Genomic DNA, 21,489 nt, shown 5'->3' with positions numbered 1-21,489 from the left:
AGCGTGCCGCGCAAAAGCGTGCGGCGGTTTGCGATCCCGACATCCGAGAAACCAAAAACGAAAACGGCGGGTCCAAACGACCCGCCGTTCTTGTTTGTTTGAAGAGGCTTAGCCCTGGTGGCCGCGATTGCCGCCGGCGCCGCGGCGCATGCCCTGGCCGCCCTCGCGGCGCTCGCCGCCACGGTTCTCGTTGCGGGCACCCTGGTTGCGGTCGCGCCGTTCGCCCTGCTTCTGGCCGGGGCGACCATGGTGCTTCTTGCTTTCGTGGTTGCGGTTGCCTTCACCGCGCCCGTCCTGGTGCGGATGGCCTGCGGCACGGTGGTCGCGGCGCTCCTGCTTCTGCGGGCGGCGTTCGTCGCGCAGCAGGTCGTCGCCGGTGAAGCCGCTGGTGGCGGCAACCGGTTCGCCGGCGGGGCGCTCACGGCGCGCAGGACGGCCGCCGTTCTGGTGCTGGCCGCCGCCATTGCCCTTGCGATGGCCAGCGCCGTTGTTGCCACGGCCGCTGCGACCCTTGGCAGCGCGCGCCTGATCGGCGGGCGCTTCGCCGCTGGCAACGGCAATCGAAATGCCCATCAGCTTCTCGATGTCGCGCAGCAGGCGGATTTCATCCGGGGCGCAGAACGCGATCGCGATGCCGTCGCGGCCGGCGCGTGCGGTACGGCCGATGCGGTGCACATAGGCGTCCGGAACTTCCGGCAGATCGTAGTTGTAGACGTGGGTGACGCCGGGAATGTCGATGCCGCGGGCGGCAACGTCGGTCGCAACGAGCACGCGGATTTCGCCGTCACGGAAGGCCTTGAGCGCGCGTTCGCGCTGACCCTGGCTCTTGTTGCCGTGGATCGAGGCAGCCTTGAAGCCGACGTGGTCGAGGTGCTTCATCAGCTTTTCGGCGCCATGCTTGGTGCGGCTGAAGATCAGCGACAGGCCGTCCGGGTTCTCGGTGAGGGTCTTCTTGAGGATGGTCGTCTTCAGGTCCTTGCCGGGAACGAAGTGAACATACTGCTCGACCTTGTCGGCCGCCTTGCCCGGAGGCGTGACTTCGACCTTGACCGGGTTGGTCAGGTACTCGCCGGCAAGTTCGGCGATCTGCTTCGGCATGGTGGCCGAGAAGAGCAGCGTCTGGCGGTTCTTCGGCACCAGCTTGGAAATCTTGCGCAGGTCATGGATGAAGCCGAGGTCGAGCATCTGGTCGGCTTCGTCGAGCACGAGGTAGCGCCCTTGCGTCAGCGTCACGGCCTTGCGGTTGACGAGATCGAGCAGGCGGCCCGGGGTTGCGACCAGGATGTCGACGCCGCGGGCGAGCTGCTCGGTCTGCTTGTTGATGGAGACGCCGCCGACGACAACGCCGATCTTCAGCGGGGACTTCTTGACGAACAGCTTGAGGTTGGCTGCGATCTGGTTGACCAGTTCGCGGGTCGGCGCGAGCACCAGGGCACGAATGTTGCGCGGGTCAGGACGTCGGCCCTCAGCAACGAGTTTTTCGATCATCGGCAGGCCGAAGGCGGCGGTCTTGCCGGTGCCGGTCTGCGCGAGACCGATCAGGTCGTTGCCCTTCAACACCAGCGGAATGGCCTGCGCCTGGATCGGCGTCGGCTTTTCGAAGCCGTTGGCAGACAGGGTCTCCAGAATGTGTTCAGAAAGACCAAGATCTTTAAAGGTGGACAAATGCATATACCTTTTGGGGGCGCCAAACGCATTCGCCGGAACCGCAGTCTGCTGTTCCGGTGTCGTTCGGCGTCAAGAACCCCGCGTGAATTGGGAACTTGTGGGTTAAGAAAAAAGTCGTCAAGCGCCTGTGCTGTCGCCGCATTGGGCGTATGGGTGCGCTTTTCCTTCTTCACGGCTTTCTGTGTTGCCGAGGGCGCGCTCACGCGGCGGCCGGAAGGTGACGCTGGGCACCATGTCGTCGTTTTGGCCCCAAAAGTCAAGGTCCATCTTTTCGCAGGTGCGAAATGAGGGGAGGCTAGTCGGCCACCGACAACTCGAAATCGACGCCCGCCGCCTCCTCCCCGTTGACGAGGATCACCACGCGATGGGCGCCGGGATGGTAGCGGCGGGTTGTGATCGGGCGGATCGCGTGGCGCTTTTCAATGCTGATCGTGGCGCCCGGCTCCAGCGTTGCCGACGTCCACTTGAAAACCTTGGGAGCGGTCGTGCCATTGGCTTTGCGGTGGTGGACGGCGTAATCGATCATCATCTTCTGGCTGGTTTTGGCCCGATGGCTGATCGTAAGGCGCAGGCCGAGGCTTTCGCCGAGCACGATTTCGGAACGGTCCAGAGAAAGGTGCGCATCGATACCCGAGGGGGCGGCAAAGCCGAAATTCGAGAGTGCTGCCGCATGCCCCTGCTTCAGAAGTGTGCGCGAGGCGTGGCGCAACAGCTGGCGGCGCTCCGGCGAGGCATCGTCGATATGTTTAGCGACGAAGGCCGCCACCTGGTCGGGATGATCCTTGGCGATGTCGTTGAGGCTGTTGGCAACCGAACGGCGCACGTAGTCCTCCGGGTCGTCGAGGAGGGCCGTCAGGATCGGCAGGATCGGTTGCGGGTCGCGGACGAGTTTTGGCAGCCGCATCGCCCAGGGCAGGCGCGGGCGGGTGCCTTCGCTCGCCAGCCGCCGGACGTGATGGTTGGCATCACCAGTCCAGCTTCGGATCGTGGCAAGGGCGCGCTCCTGGTCGCGATCGATGAAGACACGAATGCCGAACTCGGCGGTGAAATGAGGCGTCAGCGCCCGCAGCAGCGACAGCGAAATGTCGAAATCGTCAAGGCCGCGCAGGGCGATGTACTGACTGACGGGCAGCAGCGCCCAGCCGCTGATACCGGCGGCCGCGTTCTGGGGAAGGCTGGCCGCGAGGATGGCGGCAGCTTCCGCGAAAGGCTGCGGCAGGCTCGCGACCAGCGCGTCGCGGATTTGCAGCGAACGCTGCATCAGTTCCAGCGCCTCGAGGCCATCGCCCGCTAGCGCCAGGAACGTCTTGCGGTCGAAGCCGCCGGCATTGCGGTCGAGCTGATCGGCGATGGCGGTGACGACGCCGGGGTGCAGCAGGTTCTTCAGTGGCTCGGCCATCTCGTGGGTACTCCGGGATCACGGTGGTTGCGGGTCGATCCGACCCGAGCCATGAGCGCGATCAGTTCTATCGGTGAGCGCCGCGCGCGGGTGGAAAACCGTGCGGGCGCCTTCGGCTCAGATCTGTTGGTCGATGGTGAAATGCTGCATCAGCATTACCGTGCTGATCGCCGCCATGTAAGGGGCGAACTCAGGATCGACGCGGACGCGTTCGCCGGCGGATTTGGCGGCGTCGAGCGTTTCCCACTCGACGAGATCCGCAACCATCCCCTGCGTTTCGCAGGAGCCGGCCGCGCGCCACGAAACGAAGCCGGGATAGCGGGAAACGGCCTGCATGGCCCGGTTGCGCGCTTCGGCCGCTGCCGGCTTGTCCGCGACGATGCAGACGGCAAGTTCGAGGATGCTGTTGGTGGTCATGTCATGCTCCATGTTGAATGCCGCTTGACTTAACCACAGGGCAACTGACAGCCTTATGGCCATTATCTTTGGAGTTCCTGCCATGAGGCCCGCCGACCGGCTGTTCCGCATCATCCAGCTCATGCGCGCCACCGGCCGGGTGATGACGGCGCGCGAGATCGCCGAGAAGATGGAGGTCGCCCAGCGCACCATTTATCGGGACATGGAGCACCTGATCGCGTCGGGTGCGCCGATCGATGGCGAACGCGGGGTCGGCTATCTGCTGCGCGAGGCATTCGATGCGCCGCCGCTCGCCTTCACGTTCGAGCAACTCGAGGCTCTGGCCTTCGGTGCCCGGGCCGTCCAGATGCTGGGCGATGGACGGCTTGCCCAGGCGGCGCGCGAGGCGATGGAGAAGATCGCCCATGGCTTGCCGCCCGAACATCGGCAACGGTTGACGGCAGCGCCGCTTCGCGCCTTCCGTTCAGCGCTTCAGCCGGAACCGCCTGTCCTGCTCGGCGAGATACGGCTGGCGATCGCGGGGCGCCGCAAGCTTCGCCTGGAGTATGAGAGCCTCAAGAGCGAGCATTCCGAGCGCACCATCTGGCCGCTTGGCCTCAGTGTCTTCGGACACTTCTGGTTGCTGACGGGCTGGTGCGAGCTGAGGTCGGACTTCCGGGATTTCCGGGTTGACAGGATTAGCGCGCTTCACGTCGAGCGCGAACGCTACGAGGTGACTCCGGAGCGTAGCTTCGAGGCCTATATCGCGCGGATGTGATCGGGGCGTCGCGGTCAAACAATCATCACCGCGGCTTGCTTTCTATGGAACCGGATCGCTGTTCATCCGTTTCCTTTACAGGGTTTCTATGACCCCTCGCGATCAACACCTTTCACTGGGAGACAATCGTGCAAAACCGGACTTGGATACTGGCCGCGGATGGTAACACCGCGCGCATCGTCAAGGGCGTGAATCTGTTGAAGGAGGACCGCCAGCGGCCGGAGGAGGAGACCTTTCACACCGAACCGAAGCGCGTTCAGGACATCATGGCCGACAAGCCGGGTCGGTCACATTCGTCCGTCGGGCACGGCCGCTCGGCCATGGAATACAAGAGCGATCCTGTTCGCGAGGAACAGCAGCGCTTCGTCGCCGACGTGGCCGAAAAGCTGGAAGGCTACGCGGCCAACCAGGCGTTCGACAGCCTGGTGATCTGCGCTGCGCCGAGGACCCTTGGGGATCTCAGGAAGCAGCTCTCCGCGCATGTTCGGGAGCGGACCGTCGCCGAGATCGACCGCAACTGCGTCGCCGCCTCCACGGAGCAATTGATCGCAACGGCGCGAGCCGCGGTGTTCCCCTAAGCCAACGGCTGAAGTTCCGCTTCGCCGCGCGTCCCGTCAGAAGTCCGTCGGGACGCCACCTTCCTCTTTGCGTCTGGCCACAAAGGCATCTAGCTCTTCTTCGATTGCGGGATCGAGGTGGGGACGCTCGTATTCGTTCAGCTTCTGCTTGAAGACCCGGTTGGCGTGGTCGTAGGTCGTCGGCCGTCCGGCTTCGGTCCAGGTCTCGAAGTTGCGCCAGTCGGAAAGGATCGGCGAATAGAACGCGGTCTCGTAGCGCTGCAGCGTGTGCAACGTGCCAAAATAGTGGCCGCCGGGGCCGACGTCGCGCACCGCATCGAGACCCAGTGCGTCCTCGCTGACATCGAGCGGTGTCAGATATTCCGCCACCATCTGCAGCATGTCGACGTCGAGGATGAACTTCTCGAACGAAGCCGTCAGTCCACCCTCGGTCCATCCGGCTGCATGCATGACGAAGTTGCCGCCACCCTGGGTTAGCGCCCAGAGCGACATGGCCGACTCGTAGGCGGCCTGGGCGTCGAGCGTGTTGGCGGCATTGGTATTCGAAGTCCGATAGGGGATGCCATATTTGCGGGCGAGCTGGCCGCCGGCAACCACCGCCTTCATGTATTCCGGCGTACCGAAGGCGGGGGCACCGGTCTTCATGTCGACGTTGGAGGTGAAGCCGCCATACATCACAGGCGCGCCGCGCCTGATCATCTGGGTGAAGGCGATGCCGCAGAGCGCTTCGGCATTCTGCTGGACAAGGGCGCCGGCAATCGTCACCGGGGCCATGGCGCCGGCCAATGTGAAGGGCGTGACCACCACGACCTGGTTGCGCGAGGACATCTCGATGATGCCCTGGAGCATCGGCCCGTCGAGGCGGAGCGGTGAGGAGGTGTTGATGATGGTGAAGAGCGAAGGCTCGCGCTCCATCTGTTCCATCGTAATGCCGCGGCCGATCCGGGCGATCTCGATGCCATCGGTGTTGCGCTGTTTCCCAAGAGAATAGGCGTGGAAGACCTTGTCGGTGAGCTTCACCATGTCCGAGAGGCAATCGAGGTGGCGCACCGAGGCATGCAGGTCGACCGGCTCGACCGGATAGCCTCCGGTCGTGTGGACGATGTCGTAGGATTGGGCGAGCTTCACCAGCTTGCGGAAGTCTTCGTGGTTGCCCGTGCGGCGACCGCCGTCCCGATCGGCGACGAAGGGGGCGCTGGCGATCTGGGCAAAGACGAGATTGTTGCCGCCGATCGCAACGTTGCGCGCCGGGTTGCGGGCATGCATGGTGAAGGAGGAGGGGGCGGAGGCGATCATCTCCATGATCAGCCCGCGGTCGAAGCGCACGCGGTCGGTACCGGCCAGTACGTCGGCGCCGGCGGCCTTCATCCGGTCGCGAGCCTCCGGCAGGATGATGTCCATGCCGATCTCTTCGAGGATCGTCAATGATGCGTCGTGGATCGCTTCGAGCGCATCCTCGGACAGCACGGTGGACTTTGTCAGCGTATTGACAAGATTGAGGTATTTTACGCCGGGGGATTTGCGCGCCCGTTCGGCGCCGCGGCCGCTTGGCCTGCGCCGCCGCTCCAGCGGCGACGAAGCTGCATCGCCGGTTGCTGCATCGGGAAACTGATCGTCGTTCATGAAGGACCCACCGCGTTGCCGATGGCTGTGTGTCGCAGATTCCCGGTTGCTATGGCCCGCCATTTGCGACAGTTCAGTTCTCTGGTGGAGTAAATCGCTTCCGCTGACGCAATTTTGCGGACCGATGGCGCAACCGTTCAAGACATGCCGCCATCGGGGAGGCGTCGCTAGGAGCGCTCACCCCGCAGCATCTCGCGCTTGCCGGCAAAACCCTTGCGTTTCTCGACGACGAAGCCGGCCGCCTGGAGATTGCGCCGGACGAAACCGGCGGCGGCGTAGGTCGCAAAGCCTCCGCCGGGGAGGGTCTTTTCGAACACGAGCCGCATCAGTTCTTCCGACCACATGTCGGGATTGCGCGAGGGCGCGAAGCCGTCGAGATACCAGGCATCGAACGACTGAGCGCGGACAACCCCATCCAGGGCGGTGCTGCAGACGACCGTGAGGCTGACGCCGTCGCCGAAATCGATATGGACGTCACCGTCGGGGTCTGCCGGCCAGCGCGAGACCAGAGCCCGGCGTTCCGTGTCGATCTCCGGCCAGTGGCTGAGCGCGCGCGAAATTTCGTCAGCGGCCATCGGGAAGCGCTCGAACGAGACGAAGTGCAGACGGTCGCCTGCCCCTGCGGTGATTTTCCATTGGCGCCAGGTTTCGCAGAAATTAAGGCCGGTGCCGAAGCCCAGTTCGCCGATGCGGAAGGTGCCTGCGCCGACCCAGCGTTCCGGCAGGCCATTGCCTGAAAGGAACACGTGGCCGCATTCCAGCCGCCCGTCGGTGCGGCAATAAAAGTGATCGCCAAACTCCCGGGAATAGGGCATATCGCCCTCGTGCCAATCAAGGTTTTGGTGCGCTGGCGGGTCGATCGGGTCTGCTGGTCCTGTCATGGCAAAGGCGATAGTCCGCCGGCCGGAGAAGGTCAATCGATGAGCGAACTTTTGGTCATCGGCGGCGGCGTCATGGGGCTGTGGGCCGCCCTTTGCGCCGCGCGCAAGGGCATGAAGGTGCGGCTCGTCGAGCAGCGGTCAATCGGCGCCGGCGCCAGCGGCGGCCTGCTGGGCGCGCTCATGCCGCATATGCCCGATCGCTGGAATGAAAAGAAACAGTTCCAGTTCGATGCACTGGTGTCGCTCGAAGAAGAGGTTGCACAGCTCGAAGCCCAGACGGGATTGTCGACCGGTTATCGGCGCACCGGGCGACTGATGCCGCTTGCCAAGCCACATCTGCGTGACATTGCTCTACGGCACGAGCAGGATGCGCAACAGCAATGGCGCGCCGGCGAGCGGCAATTCTTCTGGCATGTCCAGGAAAACGGACCGGAGGGCTGGCCCGCCGAAGAGGCAACGGCGCATGGCGTCGTTTTCGATACGCTCGCCGCGCGAGTGTCGCCGCGCCGCACTTTGACGGCCCTGCGCGCCGCGCTGTCGCAGTTGAAGAGCGTTCAGATCGACGAAAGTGCAGGCGTTCGCAGCATCCTGCCTGCGCATGGCCAGGTCGAGCGCGACGATGGCAGCCGGCTCAGCTTCGACCATTGCATCATCGCTGCCGGCATCGGCAGCTTCCCGCTGATTGATGCCGTGTCGGGTCCGCTGAAAGCGACGAGCGGCACGGCGGTCAAGGGCCAGGCAGCGCTCCTGAAGGCGGCCGTTGATCCGGACCTGCCGGTTATCTTCACCGATGGCGTCTATGTCATCGCCCATGACGACGGCCATGTGGCGATCGGCAGCACCAGTGAGAACAGCTTTGCCGATCCGCTATCCACGGACGAACAGCTCGACGATCTGCTGCGGCGCGCAACCCTATTGGCGCCGCGTCTGGCAGACGCCCAGGTGGTGGAGCGTTGGGCCGGGCTCAGGCCGAAATCGGCCGGGCGTGAGCCCACGGTCGGGCGGCATCCTGATCATCCGAACATCTCCGTGCTGACCGGCGGCTTCAAGGTGAGCTTCGGCATCGCGCATCGTTTGGCGCGTTTCGTCATCGACGAGATCACCGGCGTTCCGACGATCGATATCCCCGATTCTTTCCTTTGCCGGAATCACATCGCGGCGCTTCGAGAGAAACACCTCTAGGACTGGACACAGGAAAGGCCCCGCCGCTGGCGGAGCCTTGAATGCTCGGACTATCGCAAGTCCGACCTTACATCCAGTAGGGCGGCACGCCATAATAGTCGTAGACGCGGCGGCCGTTTTCTTCGTTCCAATCGTACTCCTCGTTGCCGCGATATTTCGGTGCACGATCGACCTGATCGCGCGTCACGTCGGTGCGGTAGCCGCCAAGGTTCTCGTCATAGGTCAGCTTTGCCCAGGGCAGCGGATAGTGGTCTTCGCCAAGGCCGAGAAAGCCGCCGAAACCGAGCACGGCATAGGCCACCCGACCGCTGCGCTTTTCGATGATCACGCGTTCGATCGAGCCGATGTGCTTTTTGTCGGAGCCATAAACCTTCGTGCCTTCAACCTTGTCGCTCGCAATCAGGTCATGGGTTTCCTTGATACGGGCGTCCTGCAGGTTTGCGTTGTGATAGCTCACGCTTCTTCTCCATCCTTGATTGTTACCAAGAGGGAACGGCTGGTTGGCTGGATGGTTCCGAAAATCTGGCGCAAACCGGCGCACTCGCGCGGTTTTGCCCCGTCCACTTCGTCAATCTGTCACGCAAATCACCTAAGACGCGGCCAACAGATCACGATGATCGCGCGTCGGGGCATCGAAGATCATGAGGGTGATCGAACTCATTGGGCGGGATGAGGAATCCGCAGATACTTTCCTCATGCCGTAAGGGATAGCTGGAGCCAGCCATGCGCTACGCCATTTGTTTTACGCCGCCGATGGCCGACCCGCTTTCCGTGGTCGCCGCAAGCTGGCTTGGGCGCAACGTCTATTCCGGCGAGCCGACGGAATTGCCCTCGGTCACAGGCCTGAGCTCCGCCGACATCGCCTACCACACGGCGGTGCCGCGCCGCTTCGGTTTCCACGCGGTGATGATGTCGCCGTTTCGTCTGCACCCGGAGATGACGGAATCACAGCTGCTGAAGGCGCTGATGCATTTTGCCGGCGCGCAGACGCCGTTTGAAATCGATCGCCTGGAGGTCGCGCGCATCGGCCGGTGCTTCGGCCTGATGCCGCAGGTGCCGAGCACCGCGATGCATCTGTTGGCGGCCAACGTCGTCCAGGAATTCGATGCCTTTCGCGCGCCGCTCAGCGAGGACGAGATCGAGCGTTCCGACCCGGATCGGCTGACCGCACCGCAGTTTTCCAATCTCCATCGCTGGGGCGATCCTCATGTGATGGACGAATATCGCTTCCACATGATGCTGACCGGCCCGTTGGCGTCCGACGCGATGCGCCAGGTCGAGCCACCCCTGCGCGAGCTGTTGGAGCCGTGCCTCGCGACGCCGCTTTCCGTCGGCAGCCTTGCCCTCTTCGTCGAGCAGGAGACCGGCGCGCCCTTGCGTGTGCACTCGCAGCATCCGCTCGGCAAGATCTCCACGAACGCCCGCGCCGAGCGCGCCAAACGCATGGTCGCCGATCCCTCGCTCGGTTCGGGATCGATGCGACCCTTACCGCTCATTGTCGCGGCATTGATGGCGCAGCGTTAGCAACAGCACAGAATTCAGCCTTCGTCTCCCTCCGAGATCACCGTTCAGCGACCCTCCGCTGGCAGATTTCGGTATCGACAATCCGGTCGGCGGTGATACCGTTCGGGAAAAATCGAAGGGTGATTTGATGTCTGAGACTAAGTATCCGCGCGATCTCGTTGGCTATGGCCGCAATCCGCCGAAGGCAAACTGGCCGGGCGACGCGCGCATTGCCGTGCAGTTCGTGCTGAATTACGAGGAGGGTGGCGAAAGCTGCATTCTCGATGGCGATCCGGCTTCCGAATGTCTGCTATCCGAGATCGTCGGCGCGCAGCCCTGGCATGGCCAGCGTAACCTCAACATGGAATCGATCTACGAGTACGGCGCGCGCTCCGGTTTCTGGCGGCTGTGGCGCATGTTCACGAGCCGCAACGTGCCCCTGACTGTCTATGGCGTGACGCAGGCGATGGCGCGCAATCCGGAAGCGGTTGCGGCCATGAAGGAAGCCGGCTGGGAGATTGCCAGCCACGGCCTGCGCTGGCTCGAATACAAGGATTTCCCCGAAGAGGTCGAACGCGAGCATATCCGCGAGGTCGTCCGCCTGCACACGGAACTCACCGGCGAGCGGCCGCTCGGCATCTACCAAGGCAAGCCTTCGTCCAATACGCTGAAGCTGGTGCTGGAAGAGGGCGGTTTCCTCTATTCCTGCGACAGCTATGCCGACGAACTGCCCTACTGGGTGCCCGGCCTGCCGGCCGACAAACCGCACCTGATCATCCCCTACACGCTTGACGCCAACGACATGCGCTTCGCAACGCCGCAGGGCTTCAACAGCGGCGACCAGTTCTTCAGCTACCTGAAGGACACATTCGACGTGCTTTACGAGGAAGGCCGCCAGGGCGACGCCAAGATGATGAACATCGGCCTGCACTGCAGGCTCGTCGGGCGCCCGGGTCGTGCGGCCGCGCTCGCCCGCTTCATCGATTACGTCATGTCGCATGACAAGGTCTGGGTGCCCCGGCGCATCGATATCGCCAACCACTGGTACCAGCACCACAAGCCGGAAGGGGCGCTCTGATGTCCGACCGCGACGCCTTCGTCGCCCGTTTCGGCGGCGTGTTCGAGCATTCACCCTGGGTGGCCGAACGCGCCTTCGATCGCGCCACGACGGCGGGCCTGATGGCGGGCAACGTGCATTCGGCACTCTGCCAGGCTTTTCGTGCGGCATTGCCGCGCGAGAAGCTACAGGTCTTGCGCGCCCATCCCGATCTTGCCGGCAAGCTGGCGATCGCGGGCAAGCTGACGGCGGACTCGACGGCGGAGCAAGCGTCTGCCGGTCTCGACCGGCTGACGCCCGAGGAGCATCAGCGCTTCACGGCGCTGAACGATGCCTACGCGAAGAAATTCGGCTTTCCCTTCATCATCGCTGTTAAGGGGCTGACCAAGGGGCAGATTCTCGCCGCCTTCGAAAGCCGCATTGACAATTCGCCCGAAGAGGAATTTGAAACCGCTTGCGCGCAGGTGGAGAAAATCGCCCGCCTGCGGCTGCAGTCGATGCTTCCTGGAGACGAAAATGCCTGACAAAACCGTTCGATACGCGCCCTCACTCACCAGGGGGACCATCGAACTGGATCTCGCAAGCGCACTGATGCACGAGGTTCATGCCTGATGTCGCGCCGACTTAAGATCGAACCGCTGACGCGCGACGCCTTTGCACCTTTCGGAACCGTCATCGAGGCCGACCCGGCGACAATGCGCTACATCAACGGCGGCAACACGGAACGTTTCCATGGGCTGGCGCGCGCCGATGTCGTGGGCGACGGTGCCAACGTCATCATCAACATCTTCCGCGGCCAGCCGCGCGCATTTCCCTATTCTGTGTCGATGATGGAGCGCCACCCGCTCGGCAGCCAGAGCTTTTCGCCGCTCGATGACCGCCCCTGGCTCGTCGTCGTTGCCGAAGACCGGGACGGCCGCCCCGGCGAGCCGCGGGTGTTTCAGGCAAGCGGCCGGCAGGGCGTCAATTACGGCCGCAATGTCTGGCACCACCCGCTGATGTCGGTCGGTTCGGTCAGCGATTTCCTGATCGTCGACCGCGAAGGGCCGGGCAACAATCTCGAAGAGTACTTTTATGACGAGCCCTTCGTCATCGAGAGTGCGATCTAGCGACTGATGGAAAATGCGGACGTCTTCGTCCGCATCCCGTGCCAGTTTATGAAAGAGGATGAGATGAGCAGCACCGGCCGCCTGACGACCCATGTTCTCGATACCGCACTCGGCAAGCCGGCCGAAGGGCTGCGCATCGATCTCTACTGGCTGGAGGGTGAGGAGCGGCAGTTGATCCGCACCGTACACACAAACAGCGACGGCCGCGTCGACGGACCCATGGTCGAAGGCATCGGTTTCATGGCCGGCAACTACGAACTCGTCTTCCACGCTGGCGACTACCTGCGCCGGTCAGGCACAACGCTGCCGGAGCCGGCCTTCCTCGACCGCATCCCCTTGCGCTTCGGCATCGCCGATCCGGCGAGCCACTACCACGTGCCGCTGCTGCTTTCGCCCTATGGATACTCGACCTATCGGGGGAGTTGAAGCTTAGGGGGCGTGCGCTCGCTTCGCCGTTTTGCCGGAAGGACCACTTCAAGCTCCCTCATCCTCGCCCTTGTGGCGGGGATCCAGCGACCCGATGTCCGTCGGGTCAAAAGACCTTTCAGCCCAAGGAATTGGGCTGCTCCGCAGTTCCGGTGGAACTGCTCGGGATTCCTGTGACAGGCACAGGAATGAGGGCCGGACTGGCTGATGCCGCGGCCTATTCCGCCAGAATGCTGCGGTCGACGTCGTTGATGTTGCGCTTGCCGCAGAGCGCCATGGTGATGTCCATCTCCTTGCGGATGATCTCCAGCGCCTTGGTCACGCCCTCCTTGCCCATGGCGCCGAGGCCATAGAGGAACGGGCGGCCGATATAGGTGCCCTTGGCGCCCATGGCGACGGCTTTCAGCACGTCCTGGCCGGAGCGGATGCCGCCGTCGACATGGACTTCGATCTGGTGGCCGACGGCATCGACGATGCGCGGCAGCATGCTGATCGAGGAATGGGCGCCGTCGAGCTGCCGGCCGCCGTGGTTGGAAACGATGATCGCGTCGGCGCCGGTGGCGGCCGCCATCTTGGCGTCTTCCGGGTCGAGGATACCCTTGAGGATCAGCGGCCCGCCCCAGCGTTCCTTGATCCAGGCAACATCCTTCCAGGACAGCTGCGGATCGAACTGTTCGGCCGTCCAGGCTCCGAGCGAGGAAAGATCGGTGACGCTCTTTGCGTGGCCGACGATGTTGCGGAAGGTGCGGCGCTTGGTGCCGAGCATCTTCATGCACCAGCCGGGACGTGTCGCCATCTGCCAGAGGTGCTTCGGCGTCATCTTCGGCGGCGCGGAGAGGCCGTTTCTCAGGTCCTTGTGGCGCTGGCCGAGAATCTGCAGGTCGAGCGTCAGCACCAGCGCCGAGCATTTGGCCGCCTTGGCGCGGTCGATCAGGTTCAGCACGAATTCGCGCTCGCGCATGACATAGAGCTGGAACCAGAAGGGTTTGGTCGTGACCGAGGCGACGTCCTCGATCGAGCAGATGCTCATGGTCGAGAGCGTGAAGGGTACGCCGAAGGCTTCGGCCGCCTGGGCCGCCAGCATCTCGCCGTCGGCGTGCTGCATGCCGGTGAGGCCAGTCGGTGCAAGCGCCACCGGCATCGACACCTTCTGGCCGATCATCGTCGTTTCGAGCGACCGGTCGGTCATGTCGACCAACACGCGCTGGCGCAGCTTCACCTTGGCAAAATCCTCCTCGTTGGCGCGGTAGGTGCCTTCGGTCCAGGCGCCGCTGTCGGCATAGTCGAAGAAGAGCTTCGGCACCCGGCGCTTGGCAAGAGCCTTGAGGTCGCTGATTTCGAGGATTTGCGTCATGGAAACGGCCTTCGTCTGGATCACGAGTTGAAGCGGGATGCGGGCAAGCCGCACATGCCATTCTCAGCAGAGATGCCGAGCCATTACCATGTTTGCCGGAGGCTTGTTAATAGCCTCGACGCAAAGAGGTCAATTTTCTTGACCTCTTTGCGTTTGGCACATCATGCCGTAGCCAATTCCGATTTCGCAGGCCTGCCGGCGACATAGGTTTCGACGATCGCGCGATCGTCGCCCATCGTCTGCAGTAGGAAGAGCTCGTCGGCCAGAGAATTGACCACTTCGGCCCTGAGCGCCATGGCCGGCGTTGCCGCCATGTCGAGCACGATGAAATCGGCGTCGGTGCCGGATTCCAGCGTGCCGATCCTGTCGACGAGCGACAGCGCCTCGGCGTTGCCGCGGGTCATCATGAAGAAGCTGTCGAAGGGGTTCAGCCGCTCGCCTTGCAGCTGCAGGATCTTGTAGGCCTCGTCGAGCGTCTTCAGCATGGAATAGCTGGTGCCGCCGCCGATGTCGGAGGCGACCGAGGTGCGCACCGGCTTGTCGCGGCGGTTGAGTGCGCGGAGCGGAAAGAGGCCGGAGCCGAGGAAGAGATTGGACGTCGGGCAAAAGACAGCGACCGAGCCGGTCTCGCTCATGACATCCGCTTCGCGCTCGGAGAGATGGATGCAGTGGCCGAAGAGGCTCTTGCGCCCGAGCAGGCCGTAGCGGGCGTAGACGTCGGTATAGTCCTTGGCCTCCGGATAAAGTTCGCAGGTAAAGGCGATCTCGTCGCGGTTTTCCGAAAGGTGGGTCTGCACGTGCAGGTCCGGGAATTCGTGCACCAGCGACTTGGCGACATCCATCTGTTCGGGCGTCGAGGTGATGGCGAAGCGCGGGGTGATGGCGACGTGGTTGCGGCCCTTGCCGTGCCATTCGCGGATCACCGCGCGGGTTTCGTCGTAACCCATCTGAGGCGTGTCGAGCAGGCCTTGCGGTGCATTGCGGTCCATCATCACCTTGCCGGCGATCATGCGCATGTCGCGCCTGAGCGCCTCGGCGAAGAAGGCATCGGCGGATGCCTTGTGCACGGAGCAATAGGCGGTCGCCGTCGTCGTGCCATGGCGCACCATCTCATCGAAGAAGCGCGTTGCAATGCGGGTCGCATGGGCGCTCTCGACGAAGCGGCATTCCTCCGGGAAGGTATAGGTGTTCAGCCACTCCAGCAGGTTGGCGGCATAGGAGGCCATCACCTGCATCTGCGGGAAATGCAGGTGTGTGTCGATGAATCCGGGCACGATCAGGTGCGGGCGGTGATCGATTTCCACCACCTCTCCCGGAGCCCCGGCCTTGACGGCGACATAGCCGCCGCTGGCAATGATCTCTCCACCCGCCACCAGCAAGGCACCGTCGCTTTCGTAGCTGTAGGCGCCACTATCGTCGATCGACATCGGCGCGCGGTGAAAGCTCAGCAATCGGCCGCGGATGAGGGTGGTGGTCATTGTGTCTTGCCTTCCTCGACGGCGCTTTCGAACCAGGCTGTCAGCAGCTGGCGCTCGTCCGTCGTCATATCTGTCACGTTGCCGGGCGGCATCGCGTGGCTGCGCCCGGCCTGGATATAGATTTCGCGGGCATGGGCGGCAATCTCCGCGTCGCTTTCCAGCATCACGCCCTTCGGCGCCTGGGTGATGCCCTCGTAAACGGGCTCCGCCGCATGGCACATCGAACAGCGTGTCGAGACCGTGTCCTTGACGGCGGGGAAGTGGGCATTGGCGGCGAAGCGGGTGAAGGCCGGCGCAACCTCGGCCTTCTCGCCGCCGGTCAGCACCTTCGGCACGGTCGAGAGCCACATGATCAGGATGAAGATCAGCGCGGTGACGAGCCAGGTCCAGGTGGGCTTGCCCTTGCGCGCATGGGTGGTGTTGAACCAGTGGCGGATGGTGACGCCCATCAGGAAGACCAGCGCCGCGATGATCCAGTTGAACGCGGTGGCGAAAGCCAGCGGGTAGTGGTTCGACAGCATGAAGAAGATGACGGGCAGCGTCAGGTAGTTGTTGTGCAGCGAGCGCTGCTTGGCCTGGGCGCCGAGCTTCGGGTCCGGCGTGCGGCCGGCGATCAGATCCGCGACGACGATCTTCTGGTTGGGGATGATGATGAAGAACACATTGGCCGACATGATCGTCGCGGTGAAGGCGCCGAGATGCAGGAAGGCGGCGCGACCGGTGAAGACCTGGGTGTAGCCCCAGGCCATGGCGACGAGCGCCACATAGAGTAGCGCCATCAGTCCCCGGGTGTTCTTGCCGATTGGCGACTTGCACAAGAGGTCATAAAACAGCCAGCCGATGCCGAGCGAGGCGAGCGAGATCAGGATCGCCGTCGTTGCCGAGATGTCGAGCACATGGCGGTCGACCAGGAAGAGATCGGCGCCGCCATAGTAGACGACACAGAGCATGGCGAAGCCCGAGAGCCACGTCACGTAGGATTCCCATTTGAACCAGGTGAGGTGCTCGGGCATCGAGGCCGGCGCCACCAGATATTTCTGGATGTGGTAGAAGCCGCCGCCATGGACCTGCCATTCCTCGCCATAGGCGCCGACCGGCAGGTGGTCGCGCTTCACCAGGCCAAGATCGAGCGCGATGAAATAGAAGGATGAGCCGATCCAGGCGATGGCCGTAATTACGTGCAGCCAGCGCACGGCAAAGGCCAGCCATTCCCAGGCGATGGCGAATTCGTACATTCAGATCCCCTTTGTCTCCGTTACCTCACTTTGCGCATAAACAGCGGAGCGGAAAAGGGGCCTTGGCGCTCCTCAAGCGCTATTTGCTTGCAGGAACTGTGGTGGGCAGAGCTCGCCGAGGATCCAGTCGCGGAAAATCCGGATCTTCGGCGTGTTGCGGCGGGCGTGCGGATAGGCGAGCCAATAGTCGCAGCCGTCGCTGCAGCGAAGATCGAAGGGCTGGTAGAGGCGGCCGAGTGCGACGTCATCGGGATAGAATTCCGGCGTCAGGATCGCCACACCCTGGCCGGCAATTGCGGCGCGTGCCTCGAACGTCTGGGCGCCGAGCCGGCTGTGCGGCCGGCCCTCGAGATCAGGGTCCTCGACGCCGGCGGCCTTGAACCACATAGGCCACCAGGGATCGCCCGCATCGATAATCCGGAGCTTCAGGAGGTCGCGCGGCTCGTGCACGCCGCCGATGGTTTCGGCAAGCGCCGGGCTCAGCATGGGGCTGAACTCGACACGCATCAGCGGGTGTGTGTCGAGGCCGGGCCAGACGCCACCACCCGAGCGGATGGCGAGATCGGCTGGCTCGCGGGTGAAATCGGTGAGCGAGTCGCTGGTCGTCAGCCGGACGGCGATGTTCGGATGGGCGAGTTGGAAGCTGCCGATATTGCGGGCAAGCCATTGCGAGGCGAAGGTCGGCGTCGAGCTGATCAAAAGCGCGCTGTCGATATCGCCGCGGGCATTGGAAACGGCTTCCTGCAGCATCTCGAAGGCTTCGGTCACGCGTGGCGCCATGCGCTGGCCCACATCCGTCAGCGAGATCTGGCGCGGGCGGCGCAGGAACAGCGGCTCGCCGACATTCTCCTCGATCAACTTAACCTGGTAGCTCACGGCCGTCTGGGTCATGCCCAGCTCTTCGCCGGCCTTGGTGAAGCTGCCGAGCCTTGCAACCGCCTCGAAGACCCGGAGCGCATTCAGCGGAAACTGCTTCGACATCTTCATGGATAAGTTCTCTTGATGCATGCAGACGGATGTTCGATTGGATTTCGATCCTCCTCCACGGCATCCTTCAAGTCAACTTCCCAAGACGAAACAGGTGCTGACGTGACTTGCGATACATTCGAACATACTGAAAGAAAACCGTTTCTTTTATTCGATCCGGTCATCCGGCTCGCGGCCGCCCTGTTCGGCGGCCTCGTTGCCGCCAAGCCGACATTGGACGTCGGGGCGCTCCCGGATCATATCAAGAGAGACATGGGTTTCATGGATGGCCGTGGCGCCTATGGCGATGACGAAGAGGCAATGGCCAACTCTCGCCGCCTTTTCAGCGTCGATGAACTGCCGCGGTTTTAACGTTGACGACGATGGCCGTCAGGTATGCCGAAGGCGCTCGACGGCCATCAGCACACGCTCCGGTGTTGCCGGGGCGTCAAGGCGCGGGCACTCGCGATAATCCGCAACGCTTGCCACCGCCATCGACAGCGCTTCGAGCACCGAGATCGGCAGCATGAAAGGCGGCTCTCCCACCGCCTTGGAGCGGCCGATGGTCTTTTCGGCGTTGGCCGACCATTCGGCGAGCTTGACGTTGAAGATCTTCGGGCGGTCGGAGGCGAGCGGGATCTTGTAGGTGGAGGGGGCGTGCGTGCGTAGCCGTCCCTTGTCGTCCCACCAGAGCTCTTCCGTCGTCAGCCAGCCCATGCCCTGAACGAAGCCGCCTTCGATCTGGCCGATGTCGATCGCCGGATTGAGCGAACGGCCGACATCGTGCAGCACGTCGACGCGATCGACGATGTATTCGCCAGTCAGTATGTCGATCGACACCTCTGAAACCGAAGCGCCATAGGCGAAGTAATAGAAGGGCGTGCCGCGGCCGCTGGCGCGATCCCAATGGATTTTCGGCGTCTTGTAATAGCCGGCGGCCGATAGCTGGATGCGGCCCATATAGGCCTGCTTGATGAACTCGGGGAAGGGGATGAGCTCTTCGCCGATCTTCACATGATTGGCGACGAAGCTGACATTCTCGGGCGTCGTCTGCCAGCGCTCGCAGGCAAAGCCAACGAGACGCTCCTTGATCTGGCGCGCGGCGTCATGAGCCGCCATGCCGTTGAGATCGGAGCCCGAGGAGGCGGCGGTCGCAGATGTATTCGGCACCTTGCCGGTCGTCGTCGCGGTGATGCGGACCCGATCGAGATCGACCTGGAAACTGTCGGCGATCACCTGAGCGACCTTGATGTAGAGGCCCTGGCCCATCTCGGTGCCGCCATGGTTCAGATGGATCGAGCCATCCTGGTAGATGTGCACCAGCGCGCCCGCCTGGTTGAAGGCGGTGAGCGTGAAGGAGATGCCGAACTTCACCGGAGTCAGCGCGATGCCCTTGCGGATGACGCGGCTATTCCGGTTGAACTCGAGGACCGCCTGGCGGCGCGCCTGATAGTCTGCGCTTTCTTCGAGTTCGGCGACGATGCGCGCTATGATGTTGTCTTCGACCTGTTGGTGGTAGGGCGTGATGTCCCGGCCAGAACCCTTTTCACCGTAGAAGTTCAGCTTGCGGATTTCGAGCGGGTCCTTGCCGAGCTGGTAGGCGATCTCCTCGATGATGCGTTCGCCGCCGACCATGCCTTGCGGGCCGCCGAAACCGCGATAGGCGGTGTTGGAGACGGTGTTGGTCTTCAGCGGCTGTGAGGTGAGCTTCACATGCGGGAAGAAATAGGAGCTGTCGGCATGAAACAGCGCCCGGTCGGTGACGGGGCCGGAGAGGTCTGACGAGTAGCCGCAGCGCGCCGCGTAGTTCGCGTGCACCGCATGGATGCGCCCGTCGTCGTCGAAGCCGACATTGTAGTCGACGAGGAAGTCGTGGCGCTTGCCGGTCGCCGTCATGTCCTCGTCCCGATCAGGGCGGAACTTGACTGCACGGTTGAGCTTCTTCGCCGCCACGGCGGCAAGCGCTGCGAACTGGTTTCCTTGCGTTTCCTTGCCGCCGAAGCCACCACCCATGCGGCGCACGTTCACGGTCACCGCATTGGAGGGCACGCCGAGCACGTGCGAGACCATGTGCTGGATCTCGCTTGGATGCTGGGTCGAGGACCAGACGGTGACCTCGTCGTCCTCGCCGGGAATGGCAAGGGCGATATGGCCTTCGAGGTAGAAATGCTCCTGTCCGCCGATGCGCATGCTGCCTTTGAGCCGCCGTGGCGCCTTTTCCAGCTCCGCCTCGGCATCGCCGCGCTGCAGGGTGAGCGGCTGGGTGACCAACTGCCCGCCATGGGCGACGGCATCGAGAATGTCGGTGAAATGCGGCAGGTCGCGATAGGTGATCTTGGCGAACCTTGCCGCCCGACGGGCGATGTCACGGGTTTCTGCAATCACGGCGAAGGCCGGCTGGCCATGAAACTGCACGAGGCCATCGGCAAGCACCGGCTCGTCATGCAGGTGGCTCGGGCTGATGTCGTTGGAATGCGGCATGTCCTTGGCGGTCAGCACCAGCATGACACCGGGCACGGCGGCGACGGCCGAAAGGTCCATGGCGGTGATTTCCGCATGCGCCCGGTCGGTCATGCCAAGCGCGCCATGCAGCGTGCCCGCGGGTTCGGGCATGTCGTCGATATAGTCAGCGGTGCCGGAGACGTGCTTGTGGGCGCTATCGTGACGCTGCGAGACATGCATCTCGCCGCGGATCGCCTTGCGTTCCTCGAAGGTGGACTTGTCCATGGTCATTTGTCTCCCGCAGCAAAGCGAACCAGTTGCGCAGGCTCGCCGCCACTTTCCAGGAAGAAACGCATCAGGAGGTTTTTCGCCGTCAGCATGCGATAGTCACTCGTCGCCCGCCAATCGGTCAGCGGCTGGTAGTCGGTCTCGAAGGTAGCTTGTGCTGCGCGAACAGTCTCCTCGGTCCAAGGCTTGCCGATCAGCGCGGCCTCGACGTTCGTGGCGCGCTTTGGCGTGGCGGCCATGCCGCCGAAGGCGATGCGGGCAGAGCGGACGACGCCGTTTTCCACGGACAGCCGGAAGGCGCCGAGCAGGGCGGAGATATCCTCGTCGCGCCGCTTGGAGATCTTGTATGCGGCAAAGAGCTCATCCTCCGGCAGGCGCGGCACGAAGACGCTCTCGACGAATTCGCCGGGCTGTCGGTCCTGTTTCCCATAGGCGATGAAGAAGTCTTCGAGCGATAGCGTTCGGCGGCCCGCTTTGGAGCGCAGCGTCACGGTCGCACCGAGAGCGATCAGTGGCGGCGGGCTGTCGCCGATCGGCGACCCATTGGCGATGTTGCCGCCGATCGTGCCCATGTTGCGCACCTGCTCGCCGCCGATGCGGTTGATCAGGGGACCGAGGCCGGGAAAGGCCTTGGCAAGCGCTGCATAGGCCATGGTGTAGCTGACGCCGGCGCCGATCGTCAGGCCTGCCTCGTTCTCGTCGATACGCTGCAGCTCGGCGATGCCGTTGATGAAGATGACCGGGTTGATCGGCCGCATCTGCTTGGTCACCCACAGACCGACATCGGTGGAGCCGGCAACGACTGTCGCCCCCGGATTGTCCGCAAGGGCTTCCGCAAGCCCGTTACCGTCGGCCGGCACGATCAGACAGTTTTCATCCTGGCGGACGGTGATCGTCTCGGCCGGTGCCAGTGCCTTCAGTCGAGCGGTAATCGTTTCCCGCTCTCTTGCGATAGGATCGAAGATGTCAGAAGGCCGTGCCTTGGCGGCTGCTTCGGCTGCGCGCACGATCGGCTCATAGCCGGTGCAACGACAGAGATTGCCTTGCAGCGCCTTTTCGATGTCGGCGCGGCTGGGGTCGTCATTCGCAAGCCACAGGCCATAGAGCGACATGACGAAGCCGGGCG

Annotated in this window: 21 protein-coding genes; 9 read left to right on the top strand and 12 right to left on the bottom strand. The window is 63.4% G+C overall.

Annotation, left to right across the window (positions count from 1 at the left end):
• Positions 1–108: 108 nt before the first annotated feature.
• The 3 genes from I8N66_RS19975 to I8N66_RS19965 all read right to left on the bottom strand — a co-directional run bounded on the left by I8N66_RS19975 (position 109) and on the right by I8N66_RS19965 (position 3,484).
• Complete coding sequence (locus I8N66_RS19975) at positions 109–1,665, bottom strand: DEAD/DEAH box helicase (protein WP_291156972.1); 1,557 nt, start codon at positions 1,663–1,665, stop codon at positions 109–111.
• Positions 1,666–1,963: 298 nt separating this feature from the next.
• A complete protein-coding gene (locus tag I8N66_RS19970; protein WP_291156970.1) occupies positions 1,964–3,067 on the bottom strand; it encodes a DNA alkylation repair protein in 1,104 nt (367 codons plus the stop codon).
• Positions 3,068–3,184: 117 nt separating this feature from the next.
• On the bottom strand, positions 3,185–3,484 hold the full coding sequence (locus I8N66_RS19965) for a hypothetical protein (RefSeq protein ID WP_291156968.1): 300 nt from the start codon (positions 3,482–3,484) through the stop codon (positions 3,185–3,187).
• An 82-nt stretch (positions 3,485–3,566) separates the two neighbouring features.
• On the opposite strand from I8N66_RS19965, the gene I8N66_RS19960 reads away from it, so the two are divergent.
• Both I8N66_RS19960 and I8N66_RS19955 read left to right on the top strand, forming a co-directional pair.
• Positions 3,567–4,241 (top strand): YafY family protein, encoded by a 675-nt coding sequence (locus I8N66_RS19960; RefSeq protein WP_113535555.1) that lies wholly within the window; start codon positions 3,567–3,569, stop codon positions 4,239–4,241.
• 128 nt (positions 4,242–4,369) lie between these two features.
• Entirely contained in the window at positions 4,370–4,819 is a 450-nt protein-coding gene (locus I8N66_RS19955; RefSeq protein WP_291156966.1) for a host attachment protein, read from the top strand.
• A 36-nt stretch (positions 4,820–4,855) separates the two neighbouring features.
• Here the strand turns inward: I8N66_RS19955 and I8N66_RS19950 are convergent, their stop codons facing one another.
• Complete coding sequence (locus I8N66_RS19950) at positions 4,856–6,442, bottom strand: trimethylamine methyltransferase family protein (RefSeq protein ID WP_291156964.1); 1,587 nt, start codon at positions 6,440–6,442, stop codon at positions 4,856–4,858.
• A gap of 167 nt (positions 6,443–6,609) precedes the next feature.
• On the bottom strand, positions 6,610–7,323 hold the full coding sequence (mnmD, locus tag I8N66_RS19945) for a tRNA (5-methylaminomethyl-2-thiouridine)(34)-methyltransferase MnmD (RefSeq protein WP_291156962.1): 714 nt from the start codon (positions 7,321–7,323) through the stop codon (positions 6,610–6,612).
• A gap of 39 nt (positions 7,324–7,362) precedes the next feature.
• Between mnmD and I8N66_RS19940 the strand changes: the two genes are divergently transcribed.
• On the top strand, positions 7,363–8,505 hold the full coding sequence (locus I8N66_RS19940; protein WP_291156960.1) for an FAD-binding oxidoreductase: 1,143 nt from the start codon (positions 7,363–7,365) through the stop codon (positions 8,503–8,505).
• A gap of 67 nt (positions 8,506–8,572) precedes the next feature.
• Here I8N66_RS19940 and I8N66_RS19935 read toward each other — a convergent pair whose 3' ends face one another.
• Positions 8,573–8,962 (bottom strand): PRC-barrel domain-containing protein, encoded by a 390-nt coding sequence (locus I8N66_RS19935; RefSeq protein ID WP_113535551.1) that lies wholly within the window; start codon positions 8,960–8,962, stop codon positions 8,573–8,575.
• 266 nt (positions 8,963–9,228) lie between these two features.
• Here I8N66_RS19935 and I8N66_RS19930 point away from each other — a divergent pair, with 266 nt between their 5' ends.
• From I8N66_RS19930 to uraH, 5 genes are all read left to right on the top strand, one after another.
• On the top strand, positions 9,229–10,029 hold the full coding sequence (locus tag I8N66_RS19930) for a DUF1045 domain-containing protein (RefSeq protein WP_113535550.1): 801 nt from the start codon (positions 9,229–9,231) through the stop codon (positions 10,027–10,029).
• 127 nt (positions 10,030–10,156) lie between these two features.
• Positions 10,157–11,086 carry an allantoinase PuuE gene (gene puuE / locus I8N66_RS19925; protein WP_223725184.1) on the top strand — a complete coding sequence of 310 codons (930 nt, stop codon included), beginning with the start codon at positions 10,157–10,159 and terminating at the stop codon, positions 11,084–11,086.
• Complete coding sequence (gene uraD / locus I8N66_RS19920) at positions 11,086–11,589, top strand: 2-oxo-4-hydroxy-4-carboxy-5-ureidoimidazoline decarboxylase (RefSeq protein ID WP_291156956.1); 504 nt, start codon at positions 11,086–11,088, stop codon at positions 11,587–11,589. The genes puuE and uraD overlap by 1 nt, the downstream gene beginning before the upstream one ends.
• An 87-nt stretch (positions 11,590–11,676) precedes the next feature.
• A complete protein-coding gene (locus I8N66_RS19915) occupies positions 11,677–12,174 on the top strand; it encodes an ureidoglycolate lyase (RefSeq protein WP_291156954.1) in 498 nt (165 codons plus the stop codon).
• A gap of 63 nt (positions 12,175–12,237) precedes the next feature.
• Complete coding sequence (uraH, locus tag I8N66_RS19910; RefSeq protein ID WP_291156952.1) at positions 12,238–12,600, top strand: hydroxyisourate hydrolase; 363 nt, start codon at positions 12,238–12,240, stop codon at positions 12,598–12,600.
• A 217-nt stretch (positions 12,601–12,817) separates the two neighbouring features.
• Here uraH and I8N66_RS19905 read toward each other — a convergent pair whose 3' ends face one another.
• The 4 genes from I8N66_RS19905 to I8N66_RS19890 form a co-directional block, all read right to left on the bottom strand.
• Entirely contained in the window at positions 12,818–13,954 is a 1,137-nt protein-coding gene (locus I8N66_RS19905; RefSeq protein WP_291156950.1) for an alpha-hydroxy acid oxidase, read from the bottom strand.
• Positions 13,955–14,115: 161 nt separating this feature from the next.
• Positions 14,116–15,432, bottom strand: coding sequence for a guanine deaminase (gene guaD / locus I8N66_RS19900; RefSeq protein ID WP_291156948.1), 1,317 nt, complete (start codon positions 15,430–15,432; stop codon positions 14,116–14,118).
• Entirely contained in the window at positions 15,429–16,667 is a 1,239-nt protein-coding gene (gene puuD, locus I8N66_RS19895) for a urate hydroxylase PuuD (protein WP_291156946.1), read from the bottom strand. The genes guaD and puuD overlap by 4 nt, the downstream gene beginning before the upstream one ends.
• 72 nt (positions 16,668–16,739) lie before the next feature.
• Complete coding sequence (locus I8N66_RS19890) at positions 16,740–17,654, bottom strand: LysR substrate-binding domain-containing protein (protein ID WP_162768600.1); 915 nt, start codon at positions 17,652–17,654, stop codon at positions 16,740–16,742.
• Positions 17,655–17,666: 12 nt separating this feature from the next.
• Between I8N66_RS19890 and I8N66_RS19885 the strand changes: the two genes are divergently transcribed.
• On the top strand, positions 17,667–18,005 hold the full coding sequence (locus I8N66_RS19885; RefSeq protein WP_291156944.1) for a hypothetical protein: 339 nt from the start codon (positions 17,667–17,669) through the stop codon (positions 18,003–18,005).
• 18 nt (positions 18,006–18,023) lie between these two features.
• Here the strand turns inward: I8N66_RS19885 and xdhB are convergent, their stop codons facing one another.
• Positions 18,024–20,360 (bottom strand): xanthine dehydrogenase molybdopterin binding subunit, encoded by a 2,337-nt coding sequence (gene xdhB, locus I8N66_RS19880; protein ID WP_291156942.1) that lies wholly within the window; start codon positions 20,358–20,360, stop codon positions 18,024–18,026.
• Between the two features lie 2 nt (positions 20,361–20,362).
• A partial coding sequence (gene xdhA, locus I8N66_RS19875) for a xanthine dehydrogenase small subunit (RefSeq protein ID WP_291156940.1) occupies positions 20,363–21,489 on the bottom strand: 1,127 nt, incomplete at its 5' end.

It is taken from the genome of Ensifer sp. SSB1 (assembly GCF_016652895.1).
GTDB lineage: Bacteria > Pseudomonadota > Alphaproteobacteria > Rhizobiales > Rhizobiaceae > Ensifer.
Note: the sequence above shows the minus strand (reverse complement) of the source record. Positions and strands in the feature narration are given on the sequence as shown.